This window comes from Roseomonas sp. 18066, from assembly GCF_902706185.1.
GTDB lineage: Bacteria > Pseudomonadota > Alphaproteobacteria > Acetobacterales > Acetobacteraceae > Pseudoroseomonas.
The window spans coordinates 1-14897 of the sequence record NZ_CACSJM010000065.1; the positions used below are offsets into that span (position 1 = coordinate 1).

General features: G+C 72.9%; 14 protein-coding genes. 6 read left to right on the forward strand and 8 right to left on the reverse strand.

What is annotated here, in order from left to right; genetic code table 11:
• On the reverse strand, positions 1 to 501 hold a 501-nt coding region (locus tag GVN67_RS14695), incomplete at its 3' end, for a hypothetical protein (RefSeq protein ID WP_200845262.1).
• Between the two features lie 97 nt (positions 502 to 598).
• Positions 599 to 3535 carry an EAL domain-containing protein gene (locus GVN67_RS14700; protein WP_159997222.1) on the reverse strand — a complete coding sequence of 979 codons (2937 nt, stop codon included), beginning with the start codon at positions 3533 to 3535 and terminating at the stop codon, positions 599 to 601.
• A 513-nt stretch (positions 3536 to 4048) separates the two neighbouring features.
• On the opposite strand from GVN67_RS14700, the gene GVN67_RS14705 reads away from it, so the two are divergent.
• The 3 genes from GVN67_RS14705 (at position 4049) to GVN67_RS14715 (ending at position 5330) form a co-directional block, all read left to right on the forward strand.
• Positions 4049 to 4423, forward strand: a complete 375-nt coding sequence (locus tag GVN67_RS14705; RefSeq protein ID WP_159997224.1) for a nuclear transport factor 2 family protein — start codon at positions 4049 to 4051, stop codon at positions 4421 to 4423.
• 272 nt (positions 4424 to 4695) lie between these two features.
• Positions 4696 to 5106, forward strand: a complete 411-nt coding sequence (locus tag GVN67_RS14710; protein WP_159997226.1) for a Rap1a/Tai family immunity protein — start codon at positions 4696 to 4698, stop codon at positions 5104 to 5106.
• Positions 5103 to 5330, forward strand: a complete 228-nt coding sequence (locus GVN67_RS14715) for a glycine zipper domain-containing protein (RefSeq protein WP_159997228.1) — start codon at positions 5103 to 5105, stop codon at positions 5328 to 5330. Before GVN67_RS14710 ends, GVN67_RS14715 begins: the two co-directional genes overlap by 4 nt.
• Here the strand turns inward: GVN67_RS14715 and GVN67_RS14720 are convergent.
• Positions 5324 to 6526 carry a glycosyltransferase domain-containing protein gene (locus GVN67_RS14720; RefSeq protein ID WP_159997230.1) on the reverse strand — a complete coding sequence of 401 codons (1203 nt, stop codon included), beginning with the start codon at positions 6524 to 6526 and terminating at the stop codon, positions 5324 to 5326. The two genes, GVN67_RS14715 and GVN67_RS14720, sit on opposite strands and share 7 nt — an antisense overlap.
• Positions 6527 to 6585: 59 nt before the next feature.
• A complete protein-coding gene (locus GVN67_RS14725) occupies positions 6586 to 7896 on the reverse strand; it encodes an aspartate aminotransferase family protein (RefSeq protein WP_159997232.1) in 1311 nt (436 codons plus the stop codon).
• 208 nt (positions 7897 to 8104) lie between these two features.
• Between GVN67_RS14725 and GVN67_RS14730 the strand changes: the two genes are divergently transcribed.
• The gene (locus GVN67_RS14730) at positions 8105 to 9526 is read left to right on the forward strand and encodes an amidase (protein WP_200845263.1); all 1422 of its coding nucleotides are present in this window, start codon (positions 8105 to 8107) and stop codon (positions 9524 to 9526) included.
• On the opposite strand, the gene GVN67_RS14735 is transcribed toward GVN67_RS14730, so the two are convergent.
• From GVN67_RS14735 to GVN67_RS14750, 4 genes are all read right to left on the reverse strand, one after another.
• Positions 9523 to 10437, reverse strand: a complete 915-nt coding sequence (locus GVN67_RS14735) for a ketopantoate reductase family protein (RefSeq protein ID WP_159997234.1) — start codon at positions 10435 to 10437, stop codon at positions 9523 to 9525. The genes GVN67_RS14730 and GVN67_RS14735 overlap by 4 nt on opposite strands.
• Positions 10438 to 10505: 68 nt before the next feature.
• Positions 10506 to 11138: a 7-carboxy-7-deazaguanine synthase gene (queE, locus tag GVN67_RS14740; RefSeq protein WP_159997236.1), complete on the reverse strand. Its 633-nt coding sequence runs from the start codon at positions 11136 to 11138 to the stop codon at positions 10506 to 10508.
• Positions 11135 to 11671 carry a 6-carboxytetrahydropterin synthase gene (locus GVN67_RS14745; protein WP_159997238.1) on the reverse strand — a complete coding sequence of 179 codons (537 nt, stop codon included), beginning with the start codon at positions 11669 to 11671 and terminating at the stop codon, positions 11135 to 11137. Before GVN67_RS14745 ends, queE begins: the two co-directional genes overlap by 4 nt.
• Before the next feature lie 60 nt (positions 11672 to 11731).
• Positions 11732 to 12655 (reverse strand): LysR family transcriptional regulator, encoded by a 924-nt coding sequence (locus tag GVN67_RS14750; RefSeq protein WP_159997240.1) that lies wholly within the window; start codon positions 12653 to 12655, stop codon positions 11732 to 11734.
• 100 nt (positions 12656 to 12755) lie between these two features.
• Here GVN67_RS14750 and GVN67_RS14755 point away from each other — a divergent pair, with 100 nt between their 5' ends.
• Complete coding sequence (locus tag GVN67_RS14755; RefSeq protein WP_159997242.1) at positions 12756 to 14006, forward strand: CaiB/BaiF CoA-transferase family protein; 1251 nt, start codon at positions 12756 to 12758, stop codon at positions 14004 to 14006.
• On the forward strand, positions 14003 to 14872 hold the full coding sequence (locus GVN67_RS14760; protein WP_159997244.1) for a CoA ester lyase: 870 nt from the start codon (positions 14003 to 14005) through the stop codon (positions 14870 to 14872). The genes GVN67_RS14755 and GVN67_RS14760 overlap by 4 nt, the downstream gene beginning before the upstream one ends.
• Positions 14873 to 14897: the final 25 nt, after the last annotated feature.

Below are 14897 nucleotides of genomic sequence, written 5' to 3' on the forward strand. Positions count from 1 at the left end.
GCCCGAATAGCCACCCCCCGAATAGCCGCCCGAATAGCTGCCGCCGCGCGAGGAGCCGCTGCCCCACCAGCCGCCGCCCGTGCTGCCAGAGCCGCTGCCGGAGCCGCTGCTGCCGGAGTTGGACCTGCTCGGCACCGGGGGCGTGTCGCGCCGGCGCTGCTCGACGGCGTCGCGCTCGCGCAGGCGGCGCAGCGCATCGCCCGACTGGCTGCGGTTGTAGCTGCGGTCGCCGGCCGAGCGGTCCTGGTAGCTCGGGCTGCTGCTGGTGCTGGGGGTGCGGCCATAGCTGGTCGAGGGCCGCGAATAGCCGCCCGAGGACCGGCTGCTGCCGGCGCTGCTGCTGGAACTGCGCGAGGTGCTGGGCGCGCGCGAATAGCCGCCGGAGGAACGCGACCGCGCCTCGGCCTCGGCGACGAGCTGCTGCGGCGCGAAGGGGATCCCGGCCTGACCGCCAATCGCCAGGGCGGCGACGATCAAAGGCACGGCGAAGCGTTTGCGCATGGGGCTCCCGGCCGGTCAGTTCCGCCCGCCGCAGCATAGGCGCGGCGGCGGCGGCCGGCCAGGGAGGCACCCTGTCACAAGCCGGCGACCCCGCGCCTCACCCGGCCAGCGCGGCGCGTTCCGCCGCGGCCAGGTAGGACGCGATCTCGGCGCGCGGCAGCGGCCGGCTGAACAGATAGCCCTGGGCGTAGCGGCAGCCCTCGGCCTCGACCATGGCCGCCTGCTCCGGCGTCTCGACGCCTTCCGCGGTGATCGGCATGTCGAAGCTGCGGCCCAGCCCGACGATGGCGCGCAGGATCGCCAGCGACTGGGCGCGCTCCGGCAGGTCGGCGATGAAGGAGCGGTCGATCTTGATCTTGTCGAAGGGAAAGCGGCGCAGATAGCTCAGCGAGGAATAGCCGGTGCCGAAATCGTCCATGGCGATGCCGATGCCCATGGCGCGCAGCGCATGCAGCGTGTCCAGCGCCTGGGAATCCTCGTGCAGCAGCACGCTTTCGGTGATCTCGAGCTCCAGGCGGCTGGCCGGCAGGCCGGATTCCTCCAGCGCCGCGGCCACCGCCTCGACCAGGCCCGGCCCGGTGAACTGCGCCGGCGACAGGTTGACGGCGACGCCGATGCCCTCCGGCCAGTCCAGCGCGGCGAGGCAGGCCTGGCGCAGCACCCAGCGGCCGAGCGGCACGATCAGCCCGGTCTCCTCGGCGACGGGGACGAACTCGGCCGGCGAGATGGCGCCGCGGCCGGGGCGGAACCAGCGCAGCAGCGCCTCGCAGGCGACGACGCGGCGCCCGCCCAGCGCCACCACCGGCTGGAAGGCCAGGGAGAATTCGCTGTTCTCCAGCGCCTCGCGCAGGTCGTTGCGCAGCGCCCGCTTGCTCTGCATGCGCTGCGTCATCTCGGGCGCGAAGAAGCGGTACAGGCCCGGCCCCTCGGTCTTGGCGCTGTAGAGCGCCATGTCGGCCTGGCGGATCAGCGCCTCCGCCGCCAGCGCCGCGGCCTCGTCCGGCAGCGGCGAGGGCAGCGCGATGCCGATGCTGGCGCCGACCCGCAGCCGCTGGCCCTCGATCAGATAGGGCTCGCTGACCGCGTCGATGATGCGCACGGCCAGGCCGCCGATCGCCTCGCGCGGGCCGGCGCCGCGCAGCAGCAGGCCGAATTCGTCGCCGCCCAGCCGGGCGATGCAGGCCGCGCCGCGCGCCACCTGGCCGAGCCGCGCCGCCGCCTGCTGCAGCAGCTGGTCGCCGCCCAGATGACCGAGCGCGTCGTTGACGTCCTTGAAGTTGTCGAGGTCGAGGAAGAGCAGCGCGCAGCCCGCCGCCCCCTCCTCCAGCGCGCGGCCGATCTCGTCCTGGAAGAAGGCGCGGTTGGCAAGGCCCGTCAGCCCGTCATGCCGCGCCATATGGGCGATGCGCTGCTCGCTGCGGCGCTGCTCGGCCTCGGCGCGGCGGCGCTCGCTGACGTCGCGGAAGAACAGCGTCAGCCCCTCGCCGGAAGGATAGGCATGCACCTCCAGCCAGGCCTCCAGCGAGGGCAGGAACTCCTCGAAGGTGGTGGGCCCCGCCTGCGCCATGGCGCGCCGCAGCTGGCGGGCGAAGGAGGCGTCGGCGGTCGTCGCCAGCAGCGCCCAGGCGGAGGCGCCCAGCGCCGGCCCGCGCCGCGCGAACCAGGCCTCCGCGCGGCCGTTGACGTAAGTAAAGACCCAGTCGCGGTCGAGCACGGCGACGCAGTCCGAGGTGGTCTCCAGCACATCGGCCAGCCGGGCGGCGGCGGCCTGCTGCTGCTCGCGCGCCAGCTTCTCCTCGGTGACGTCGCGCGAGATCCACAGCAGGCGATAGGGCAGCCCGTCGGCGCCGGCGATCGGGCTGATCGAGATCTCCCACCATTTCGGCCGGCCGCGCGCGGTCGGGCAGAAGATGGTGAACTCCATGCTCTCGCCCAGGGCCGCGGCGCGGGCGCCCTGCTGCACCGCGGCGACATAATCGGCCGGCAGCACCTGGCGCCAGCCCCAGCCCTCCAGGCTGTCCAGCGTCTCCAGCTCGAACAGCGCCATGCCCGGCGCGTTCATGAAGATCAGGTAGCCGGTGAGGTCGAGCACCTTGATGCAGACCGGCGTGCTCTCCAGCACGCCACGGGCCAGCTCGTCGCTCTTGCGCAGCGCCTCGCGGATCGCCTTGGCCTCGTTCACGTCCTCGATCGTGCCGTACCAGCGGAGGATGCGGCCCTCGGCGTCGTAGCGGGCGGCGGCGCGGACGCGGTACCAGCTGTATTCGCCGCTGGCATCGGACAGGCGGTATTCCAGGTCGACCGGCGCGCCGCTGCGCAGCGACACGCCCCAGGCGCGCAGCGTCGGCGCCACATCCTCGGGGTGCAGCGCGCGCAGCCAGCCATCGCCCAGCGTCTCCTCCAGCCGCATGCCGATCAGCGCCGGCCAGCGCGGCCCGACCGACAGGATCATGCCGTCCGGATCGGCGGTCCAGGGCATCTGCGGGCTGAGCTCGATGGTGTGGCGGTAGTTCTCGTCGCTCTCGCGCAGCGCGGCGAGGCTCTGGCCATGCTCGACCAGGGTGGAGAGGCCCAGCGCCAGCTCCTGCAGCGGCGCCAGCTCGAGGCTGTCCGGGTCGCGCGGGGCCAGATCGAGGATGCAGAGGCTGCCCACCGCCTGCCCGGCCCCGTCCAGCAGCGGCACCGCGGCGTAGAAGCGGAAATGCGGCGGCCCCAGCACCAGCGGATGGTCGGCGAAGCGCGGATCGGCCAGGGTGTCGGCCACCAGCATGGGCGCGCCGGGGCGCAGGATGGCATGGGCGCAGAAGCTGAGCTCGCGCGGCATGCTGCCGCCCTGCGGCAGGCCGATCGCCGCCTTGAACCATTGCCGGTCGCGGTCGACCAGCGAGACCAGGGCATAGGGCACGCCATAGAGCCGGCTGGCCAGGCGGACGAAGGCGTCGAAGCGCGGATCGGAGGGGGTGTCGAGCAGCTCGCAGGCGGCCAGGGCGCGCAGCCGCTCCTCCTCGTTCTCCGGATAGGGCGCCGCTGCCATTAACAGCCTCTCCATCGAGGCAGCCAGGCGCGCCCCGCTGCGATCATGACGACAATCCCCTTTCGCGGCCGTTTCCATTCAAGCGGAAGCGGCACGCAAGAGTTGCATGAAACGGTTGCATACGCTGCCCTCCACAGCTGCTTTTCTCGCAACCGCGGCGCCGCCGCAACCGCAGGCTGTGCCCCCGCGACGCCGCCTGCCACCCTGCCCTGCCACCCTGCCCTGCTACCCTGCCCTGCTACCCTGCCCTGCCACCCTGCCCTGGCAGCCGGCGAGAAGGCTTGACCGCCCGCGGCAAAGGGCGCGAAGCTCAGCCCATGACCGCCCGCGGATGTCCTGCCGAGCGTCGCCGAAGCGCCCCAGAGCGCGATGGCCGCCCCCGGTCCACCCGCCCGGCACCGCGGCCCAGCCCGGCTTCCCGCCGGCCCTGATGCCCGTCGATGCCAAGGGTCTGCGTCAGCCCCCCGCGATGCGTGTCGCGGGGTTTTTTTTGACCCCCTCGGGAGATCCGGCATGGTCAGCGAGGCCGCCCTGCTCGTGCAGCAGCAGCTCGATGCCTACAATGCCCGCGACCTCGGCGCCTATATGCGCTGCTGGAGCGACGATTGCGCCTATTGGGAAGTGCCCGACCAGGCGCTGCCGGATGACGCCGCGGCGCTGCGCGCCCGCCAGGCGGCGCGCTTCCTCGAGCCCGACCTGCACAACCGGCTGCGCCGCCGCGTCGAGCTGCCGGCCGCGGACCCGGCGCTGGTGATCGACCACGAGACCATGACCCGCACCTATCCCGACGGCCGCGGCGCCGTGGAGGTCTTCGCCATCTACGAGATGGCGCGCGGCCGCATCGCCCGCGCCTGGCTGTGCCTGGGCACGCCGCAGCTGGCGGGCTGACCGGCGCCGCCGGCCCGATTCCCGCGCCAATCCCACCCCCTCGCCGCAACCTTTGCCGCTGCCGCGCGCTTGCCCCCCGACGAGGGTGGCGGGCCGTGGCCGGAATTCGACCGGCCGCCAGCCCCGCCAGGCCGGCGAGGAGAGGCGAAGTCTTGCAAGCGACGGATGAAGATCGGCTTGCAGCTTGCGAAAACGTTATACCACCCGCGCTTGGCCCCGCCGGCCGCTTCGCTCAGCATCGCCAGAAATCCCCAACCGTGAGGAGTGGGCCCATGCGGATAATGTTCACGACGGCAGCGCTGCTCGGCCTGGCCAGCGGCGCGGCCTTCGCCCAAGGCACCGCCGCCGCGCCCGAGCCGGTGACGCAGGTCAGCACCGTCGCCGACCTGGCCGCCATCTGCGACCCGGCCCCCGGCCATGCGCTGCGGCTGGAATCGATCGCCTATTGCCAGGGCTTCATCACCGCCGTCGGCCAGTATCATGCGGCACTGAACCCGGCGGGCTCGGCGGTCAGCCGGCCGCTGTTCTGCGTGCCGACGCCGGCGCCGACCGTGGCGCAGACCGGGCTGGGCTTCGCCGCCTGGGCCCGCAGCAACCCGCAGCACAATGCCGAGCCGGCGCTGGACGGGCTGCTGCGCTACGCCCAGGCCACCTATGCCTGCCCGCCGCAGGCGCCGACATGAACCCGCAGGCCCGCAATGTCGTCGGCGGCACCGCCGGCGGCGCGGCGCTCGGCGGCATCCTCGGCTCCTTCAGCGGCAATGCCGGCTTCGGCGCGCTGCTGGGGGCCGGCGCCGGCGCCGGCGCCGGTTATCTGTATGATCAGTCGCAGCGCAATTCCTATGGCGGCTACGGCCCCGAGCCGCGCGGCCGCGGCGGTCGCGGCGGCGGCTACGGCCGCTACTGAGCCGGACGCGCGGCGGCGGGGTCCTCCCGCCGCCGCGCCCTTCGCAGCCCGGCCAGCAGCCGCGGATGCCGCGCCAGCCAGGCCTGCAGCGGCGCCAGCAGCCGCCAGCTGGTCGAGCCCAGCACCGCCTGCAGGGCCGCCTGCGCCGCCTTCGCCTCCGCCCTCGCCAGATCGGCCCGCTCCGCCGCCGCCCGGGCCTGCGCCAGGCGCGTCCCGGCCGCCTGCGTCCCGGCCATGGCTTGCTGCCGCGCCGCATCGGCCTCGGCCTGCGCGCCCGCCAGCGCCGCCTGCAGCCGTGCGGCCTCCGCCAGCAGCCCGGCGCTGGTCGCCGTCTCCCCCTGCAGGCTCTGCGCCAGCGCGGCCTGCTGCCGGCCAGCCTCCGCCTCATGCCGGGCCAGCCGCGCCTCGACGGCGGCGACCGCGGCCTGGCTTTCGGCCAGCGCCTGCTCCAGCGCCCGCAGCCGGGCCGCGGGGGGTGCCAGCGACTGCGCCGGCGCGCGCGGCCGCCGGGCCTCGGCCCGCGGCCAGGCGTGGAAATCCGACAGGAAGTTGTCGAGCGGCAGGCGCTGCGGCGCCAGCCCGGCCTGGGCGAAGGCGATGCCGGCGGAAAGCTGGTCGCGCCGCGAATAGCGCAGCACATGCGCCAGCCACAGCTCCATCGCCCGCCGCACCCGCGCGTCGCGATGGTCGCGCAGCAGGATCGCGGTCCAGGGCGGCGGCTGCGCCAGCGCCTCGGGGCAGGCGATCTGGTAGTGGTTGAGCTGCTCGAACAGCCGGCCCTGGTCGTCATAGCCGAGCCGGCTCACCTCCAGGAATTCATCCAGCAGGCTGTCGCGGAAGCTGTGCGCGGGCAGCGCCATGCCCTGCCCCGGCGCCAGCTGCGCGAAAAGGTCCTCGGGCGGCGCCGTCAGCACGACGCTGTTGTCGATGTAGAGAGAAACATCGACGTCGGGCAGGTGGCGGTGCGGCAGCAGCTTCAGCGCGCGCTGGCTGCGCACCGGGTCCATCGGCAGGCAGGGCTCGACCAGCCGGATCTTCCAGCTGTCGCTGCGCAGCGTGGGATCGTCGGTCAGGCAGAGAAAGGGCAGCGCCGAGCGATGCGCCATCGGCTGCTCGGTCAGCCGCTCATAGCCGCCGGTGAGCACGGTGTAGACGCAGCGGCGCGGCCCGCCAGGGCCGGCATCAGGAATGGCCATGGCTCCGCTGTATCATGCCGATGCCGTCACGACTTCTCACGCCGCCGCGAGCGGCGGGATCACCCTGCCTTCAGCGCCGCCAGCGCCGAGGCCCAGGCCTGCCGCGTCGCCGCGACATCGGCCGCGTCATGCGCGCAGGAGACGTAGTACTTGCTGTCGCCCTTCAGGATGCCGCGCTGGCGCAGCAGCGTGTTGAAGCGCTTCATCAGCGCCGCGTCGCCCCGCAGCGTGCCGCGATAGTCGGTGACCGGGCTGTCGGCGAAGACCACGTCGAACAGCGGCGGCTCGCCCAGCACCTGGGCGGTGAAGCCGGCGCGCTGGATTTCTTCCGACAGCGTCGCCATCAAACTCCGCCCCGTCTCGAACAGCGCCTCGTAGGTGCCGGGGCGGCGCAGCACGGCGAGCGTCGCCAGGCCCGCCGCGGCGGCGACCGGATTGCCCGACAGCGTGCCGATCTGCGGCAGGAACTTCTCGTCGCCGGCGGTGGCGCGGTCGAACAGCGCCATCATGTCCGCGCGCCCGACGATGGCGGCCAGCGGAAAGCCGCCGCCACAGATCTTGCCCAGCGTGCAGAGGTCGGGGGTGACGCCGTAATAGGCCTGCGCGCCGCCATAGGCGAAGCGGAAGCCGGTGACGACCTCGTCGAAGATCAGCGGGATGCCGAGCCGCGCGGTGACGTCGCGCAGCCCCTGCAGGAAGCCGGGCGCCGGCGGGATCAGCCGCTGGAAGGGCTCGACGATGACGCCGCCGAGCTCCTCGGCATGGCGCTCGATCAGCGCGGTGGCGGCGGCCAGGTCGTTGAAGGGGGCGACGATCACCTCCTCCTGCACGCTGGCCGGGATTCCAGGGGAATCCGGGATCGGGCGGGCCGAATTGTTCGGCCGCTTCGGCGCCAGGCTCATCAGCGCATAGTCGCTCATGCCGTGGTAGCCGCCCTCGAACTTCAAAATCTTGTCGCGGCCACGGAAGGCGCGGGCCAGGCGCATGGCGTAGAGATCGGCCTCCGTCCCGCTGGAGAGGAAGCGCACCTGCTCGGCGCAGGGCACGGCGTCGACGATGGCCTCGGCCAGCAGGATGCCGTGGCGGTTGTTGCCGAAGAAGGTGGTGCCCAGCGGGATCTGCGCCTGGGCCGCCGCCGTCACCTCAGGGTGCGCATGGCCCAGCAGCATCGGGCCCGAGCCGAGCAGGAAGTCGATGTATTCGCGCCCATCCTCGTCCCAGACATGGCCGCCGGCGCCGCGCGCCAGCACCACGTCGCCGGCCAGGTTGCCGAAGCTGCCGCCCGGCAGCACGCGGCGCGCGGTCGCCAGCAGCGCCTCCTGCGGGCTGGCATCGGCCGTGACGGCGGCGGCGCTGGCGGAAGCGGTCATGGGCCGGGATCCCCTTGGGTGGCGAAGGCGGCGCCGAGCCTGCGGCAACATCCCCCCTGGCGCAACCCGGTTTCGCCGCGCTTGCCACGGTTGCAGCGCAGCGCGTCTGCTTCCCGAACTTGTTTTGCGCAGCGGCCTCTTTTGCGGATTGCCCTCGGCGCCGAAAGGGTCTGCCATGGCCGACCGAGCAGCGAAGGAGATGCACCGCGTGACCGAGACCGACCTGGCCTGGATGCCGGCGACGAAGCTGGCGGCGCTGATCCGACAGAAAAAAGTCTCGCCGCTGGAATTGACCACGGCGGTGCTGCGCCAGGTCGAGGCGGCCGAGCCCCGCATCAACGCCTTCGCGCATCTGGCCGCCGATGCGGCGCTGGCCGCCGCCAGACGCGCCGAGCAGGCGGTGATGCGCGGCGACGCGCTCGGCCCGCTGCACGGCGTGACGGCGACGCTGAAGGACCTGACGCCGACCGCCGACATGCCGATGCAAAGCGGCTCGAAGCTTTTCGCCAACAACCGCCCGACGGAAGACGCGCCGGTCGCGACGCGGCTGGTCGAGGCGGGCGCGATCATCCTGGGCAAGACGACGACCTCGGAATTCGGCTGGACCGGGGTCAGCCGCAGCCCGCTGACCGGCATCACCAGCAATCCCTGGAAGGCGGGCTACAATGCCGGGGCGTCGTCGGCCGGCGCGGGGGCGGCCGCGGCCGCCGGCTACGGCCCGCTGCACCAGGGCAGCGACGGGGCGGGGTCGATCCGCATGCCGGCGCATTTCTGCGGCATCTTCGGGCTGAAGCCGAGCTTCGGCCGGGTGCCGTATTACCCGCCCTCGGTCGGCGACCTGACCTCGCATATCGGGCCGATGACGCGGCATGTGGCGGATGCGGCGCTGATGCTGCAGGTCATGGCAGGCCCCCACCCTTGGGACTTCATGAGCGCCGAGGCGCCGCCGGCCGACTACCCGGCGCTGCTGTCGCAGAAGCCTCTGGGGGGCAAGAAGCTGCGCATCGGCTACAGCGCCGATCTGGGCCATGCCCGGGTCGACCCCGACGTGGCGGCGATCAGCCTGGAGGCCGCCCAGGCCCTGGCCAAGGCGCTGGGCGCCGAGCTCGAGCCGGTCGCCACACCCTGGGGCCCCGAGGGCGTCGAGATCGGCCGCTTCTTCTGGTCGGCGCATATGTCGCGCTGGCTGCCGCAGCTGGACGAATGGGAAAGCCGGATGGATCCCGGCCTGGTCGCCTGCATCCGCGCCGGCGCCCCGGCCTCGACCGGCGACTACCAGCGGATGCGGGTGAAGAAATACGCCTATGTCACCGAGATCCACCGCTTCATGACGGGCCTCGACTTCCTGCTGACGCCGGCGGTCTCGGTCGCGGCCTTTCCGGCAAAGGACCTGCAGCCGGCGCATTGGCCGGAGCACCCCTGGGACTGGCTGCGCTGGGCCGAGTTCTCCTACCCGTTCAACATGTCGGGCCATCCGGCGGCGAGCCTGCCGGCCGGCTTCACCGAGGAAGGCCTGCCGGTCGGGCTGCAGATCGTGGGACCGCGCTTCGACGATCTTTCCGTGCTGCAGGCCTCGGCGGTGTTCGAGCAGGCGCGGCCCTGGGCGGGGCTGCGGCCGCCGCTGGCTTAACGCGTGGCGCTGTAGACGCCGAGATGCACGTCCACCGTGGCGAGCAGCGGCGTCTCCAGCCCGAAGCCGCGGGCGCGGGCCAGCAGGTCGCCGATGATCTGGGCGCCCTCGATCGGCTGCCCCTTGGCCAGGTCGCGATACATCGACGAGGTCTGGGTCGAGGCCGGGTCGGTGAAGCCCGCCGCCAGCCGCTGCATCAGGGCGGTGGCCGGCGGATGGCCGGCGGCGGCGGCGACGCTGGCGATCTCCTGCAGCAGGCTGGCGGCGAAGGCGCCGCCGCCGGGGACGGCGTTCACCGCGCCGACATGGCCGCGCATCAGGCAGGTGATGCCGCCCAGGCTGGCCAGCATCACCCATTTGTCCCACATTTCCTGCAGGATGGCGGTGGAGGCGCGGGCGGTGAAGCCGGCGCCCTGCAGCGCGGCGTCCAGCTTCTGCAGCCGCGGCGACAGGCTGCCGTCCTGCTCGCCGTAGGAAAGCTCCTGCAGCGCCGCCAGCTGGCGGATGCGGCCTTCGGCATCGAGCTCAGTCGCGACCTTGCAGACGCCCCCCAGCACCGCTGTCCCGAATTTTTCTGTCAGTTTCTCGACATGGCGCATCCCGTTCAGGATGGGGACCAGCACCGTCTCCGGCCCCACGGCGGGGGCCAGGTCGGCCATGGCGGCCTCCAGCGCATAGGCCTTCACGCTGAGCAGCACGGCGTCGTAAGGGGCCGTGATGCCGCCGGCCTCGACCAGCTGCGGCGCCAGCGTCAGGTCGCCATGCGACGGGCTCAGGATCTGCAGCCCCCCGGCCCGCAGCTGCGCCGCCCGGCCGGCGCGGACCAGGAAGGTGACGTCACGCCCGGCCGCCGCCAGCCGCCCGCCGAAATAGCCGCCGGTGGCCCCGGCGCCGACGATCAGGATCCGCATCCGCCCCGCTCCCTCATTATCCTTGGAGCGGCGAGTATGGGCATATGCCCGCAACCGTCAATCTGGCGCTACGGGATGCCGATCAGCTTGTGGGTCTGCAGCGACAGCCGCCATTGCGGATGCGCCAGGCAATAGCGGACGGCGGCCTCGGTATTGGCGATGCGGTCCGGCCCGTCCATCGGCTGCAGGTAGAAATGGCCGAAGGCCAGGTGCTGCACCGCCTCGGGCATCAGCGTCGGCTGCGGGAAGACCAGCTTCAGCTCCGACCCGCCGGCGACCGTCAGCGGGGCGCCGGCCTTGGGGCTGACGCAGAGCCAGTCGATGCCCTCGGGCGGGGCGACGGTGCCGTTGCTTTCGACGGCGATCTCGAAGCCGCGTTCGTGCATGGCGGCGATCAGCGGCGCGTCCAGCTGCAGCAGCGGCTCGCCGCCGGTGAAGACCACGTAGCGATGCGCAGCACCGCCCGGCCAGGCGGCCAGCACGGCATCGGCCAGGGCCTCCGCGTCGCGGAAGCGGCCGCCGCCCTCGCCATCGGTGCCGATGAAGTCGGTGTCGCAGAACTGGCAGACCGCCTTGGCCCGGTCCTGCTCGCGGCCCGACCACAGGTTGCAGCCGGTGAACCGACAGAAAACCGAGGGCCGGCCTGCCTGGGCGCCCTCGCCCTGCAGGGTCGCGAAAATTTCTTTCACGGCATAGCTCATGCGGCGGCGCCCAGGTCGTTGATGCTGGGGTCGGGGCGGTGCCACCAGGCATCCGCCGCCAGGCCTTCCGGCAGGAAATCGGCAGGATCGCCATCGAAGGTGACGCTGTTGGTTGGCGTCTCTTCCAGCACGATCGAGGCGCAGCGCAGCACCCCCCCATCGGCGGCCAGGAAGGCAGAAAGCTTGGCCATCATCAGGCAGGCCAGCATTTCCGTGGTCGGGTCGCCGGGGGTGACCAGCAGCCGCGGCAGCCGCGCCGGCTCCTGGGCGCGGAACCAGCCCAGCAGCGGGTCGGCGGCGTTGATCTGGAAAGCATGATCGACGGCTTGGTCGATCCAGCCATGCCAGCGCGCCTTGGCCCGCTCGAAGGGCTCGACCATGTTGGCGGCGCCGTCCAGCCGCTGCGGGCGGGTGGCCACCAGCCGGACGGTGACCGTCTCGTTATGGCCATGCGGCAGGGCGCATTTCTCCGACAGCCCCGATGTCAGGCGATGCGCCATGGAAAAACGGCGGGAGAAGACGAGGCCGAACATGCCGCGGGCCTTAGACCAAGCGGGCGATGCTTGGAAGCGCCGCACGGCAGCCATGCCGTTTCAGTCCAGCAGCAGCCGGCCGCGCCAGGCCCCCTCGCCCACCAGCCGCCGCACCAGGGCGAGCAGCGAGGCCTCGGCCGCCTGCTGGCCGCGGCTGGCCGGGCGGTCGCCGGCCCAGGCCAGCACGGCGGTCCGCCGCAGCACGGGCGCGACGATGCGCCGGGCCTGGAGCCGGCCTGCCGCGATCTCGGCGCCCAGCGCGCCCCAGGGCAGCACGGTGTCGGCGAGCCCGGCGGCGACGCCAGCCTTCAGATGCGGCAGGGCATCGACCTCGGCCACCACCTGCCAGGCGCCGCCGGCCCGGGCGGCATGGGCGTCCAGCAGCCGGCGAAAGCCATGCTCGCGGCCGGGCAGCAGCACCGGCAGGCGCAGCGCGTCTTGCAAGGCGATCTCCTCGCCGCTGCCGGTGGTGCCGGCGAGGTAGAGCTCCTCCTCCACCAGCGGGCGCAGCGTCAGGCCGGGCTGGGCGCCCTGCTGGTCGAACAGGACCGCCAGGTCGATCCGGCCCTGGCGCAGCCATTCCAGCAGATGGCCGCTCTGGCTTTCCGCCAGGTGCAGCGCCAGGTCAGGGTGCTCCGCCCGCAAGGCCTGCAGCAGCGGCAGGGTCAGCAGCATGGCCACCGTCGTCGGCAAGCCGATGGCGACGCGGCCGCGCACCGGGCCGGCGGCCTCGGCGCGGACCGCCTCGCGGGCGCGCTCGGCCTCGCGCAGCAGGCGCTCGGCCTCCCGCTTCAGCACCTCGCCGGCGGCGGTCAGGGTCACGCCGCGGCTGCTGCGCAGCATCAGGGTAACGCCCAGCCCCGCCTCCAGCCGCGCCAATTGCTGGCTGAGCGCCGGCTGGGCCACCCGCAGCCGCAGGCTGGCGGCCGAGATGCTGCCGGTCTCGGCGATGCCGAGGAAGGAGCGGAGCTGCTTCAGATCCATGCCAGGCCATAGCGGAATGCGATGGCCGCCAGCATGGATCGCTATTTTCCTTCTGGCCAGAGGGCTGGCAGGCTGGGCGCCGGATCGAACGGGGGAAACGATGGCCGAGACGCCAGGGCCGGCCTTGCTGGCCGGGATGCGGGTGCTGGACCTGTCGCGGCTGGTCGCCGGCAATGTGCTGAGCGCGGCGCTGGCCGATCTCGGCGCCGAGGTGATCAAGGTCGAGGCCCCCGGCCGTGGCGATGAGCTGCGCGGCTGGCGGGCCGGCGGCGTCTCCACCCATTGGAAGGCCTATGGGCGGGGCAAGCAGAGCCTCTGCATCGACCTGCGCGCCGACCGGGGGAAAGCGCTGCTGCTCGACCTGGTCGCCCAATCGCATGCCCTGGTGGAAAACTTCCGGCCCGGCACGCTGGAGCGGATGGGGCTCGGCCCCGCGGTGCTGCACGCCCGCAACCCGCGGCTGGTGGTGGCGCGCATCTCCGGCTGGGGCCAGACGGGTCCCTGGGCGCACAAGCCGGGCTTCGGCTCGCTGGTCGAGGCGCTGTCCGGCTTCGCCGCCATGAACGGTTTCGCCGATCGCGAGCCGGTGCTGCCGCCGCTGCCGCTGGCCGACAGCGTCACCGGCCTCTACGGCGCGCTGGGGCTGGTCGCCGCCTGGCGCCAGGCCGAGCAGACCGGGCGTGGCCGCGTGCTGGACCTGGCGCTGTTCGACGGGGTTCTTTCTGTCCTCGGCCCCCTGGCGCTGGAGCATCAGGTGACCGGCCAGGCGCCGCTGCGCCAGGGCAGCCGGGCGCCGAGCCATGCGCCGCGCAACGTCTATCGCACGTCCGACGGCAAATGGGTGGCGCTGTCGGCCGGGATGCAGGGGGCGGTGGCGCGGCTCTTCGCCGCCCTCGGCACGCCGGAGCTGCTGGACGACCCGCGCTTCTCGACCGCGGATGCGCGGATGGCGAATGTCGAGGCGCTCGACGCGCTGATCGGCGACCGCATCGGCGCCATGAGCCTGGACGAGAACCTGGCGCTGTTCGAGGCCGCCGATGTCACTGCCGGCGCCGTCCTCGATGCGAGCGAGCTGGAGGACCACCCTTATATCAAGGCGCGCGGCGCCATCGCCCGCATCCCCGATGCCGAGCTCGGCGAGGCCGCTGTCCACGCCCCGCCGATCCGCTTCGAGGATGGCGCCGCGCCCCCCATCGCCGGCCCCGCCCCGGCGCTGGGCGAGCACAGCGCCGGCCTGCTGACGCGGCTGCTGGGCTTGTCGGACGTCGAAATTGATGCCCTGCTGGCCGCGGGGGTGATCCACCAGCCATCCCCCACGCCCGAGAAGACCGACACGGAGACCGCCGCATGACCACCCCGCCGCCCCGCTGGCGTTCGCTGATGTTCGTCCCCGCCCATGTCGAGCGCTTCGTCGCCAAGGCGCATCTGCGCGGCGCCGATGCCGTCATCCTCGACCTGGAGGACGCCGTCCCCGCCGCCGAGAAGCCGGCCGCGCGGGCGACGCTGGCGGGTTCCATCGCCTCGATCACCAGCAACGGCACGGCTGCCATGGTGCGGGTCAATCACGGGCTGCTCGACCTGGCCCGCGACCTGGAGGCGGCGGTGATGCCGGGCCTGGCCGCCCTCGTCGTGCCGAAGGTGGAAGAGCCCGGCTTCATCCGCGAGATCGCCGATGCCCTGGCCTCGCTCGAGATCGCCCGCGGCCTGCCGCTGGGCGGCATCCGCCTGGTGCTGCAGATCGAGACGCCGGTGGCCCTTTTCGCCCTGCCCGCCATCGCCGCCAGCCATCCGCGCGTCGCCGCCATGACGCTGGGCCCGGAAGACTATTCGGCGGCCATGGGCGGGGTGCCGGAAGCCGATGTGCTGTTCACGCCGAACTACGCGGTGCTGGCGGCGGCGCGGGCGGCCGGCGTGCTGCCGCTGGGCTTCGTCGGCAGCATCGGCGCCTATGACGACATCGAGGCTTTTTCCGAGACCATCCGCCGGGCGCGGCGCATGGGGTTCCGCGGCGCGCTGGTGGTGCATCCGTCGCAGGTCACGGTGCTGAACGAGGCCTTCTCGCCGTCCGCCGCCGAGATCGACTGGGCCCGCCGCGTGCGCGAAGGCGACATCGCCGCCCGGGCCGAGGGGCGTGGCGCCTTCCAGCTGGATGGCCGCATGGTCGATGCGCCGGTGGTCAAGCGCGCCGACGAGATCCTGGCCATGGCCGGAGACTGAACTTCCCGGGCCGCCAGGGGCCCGG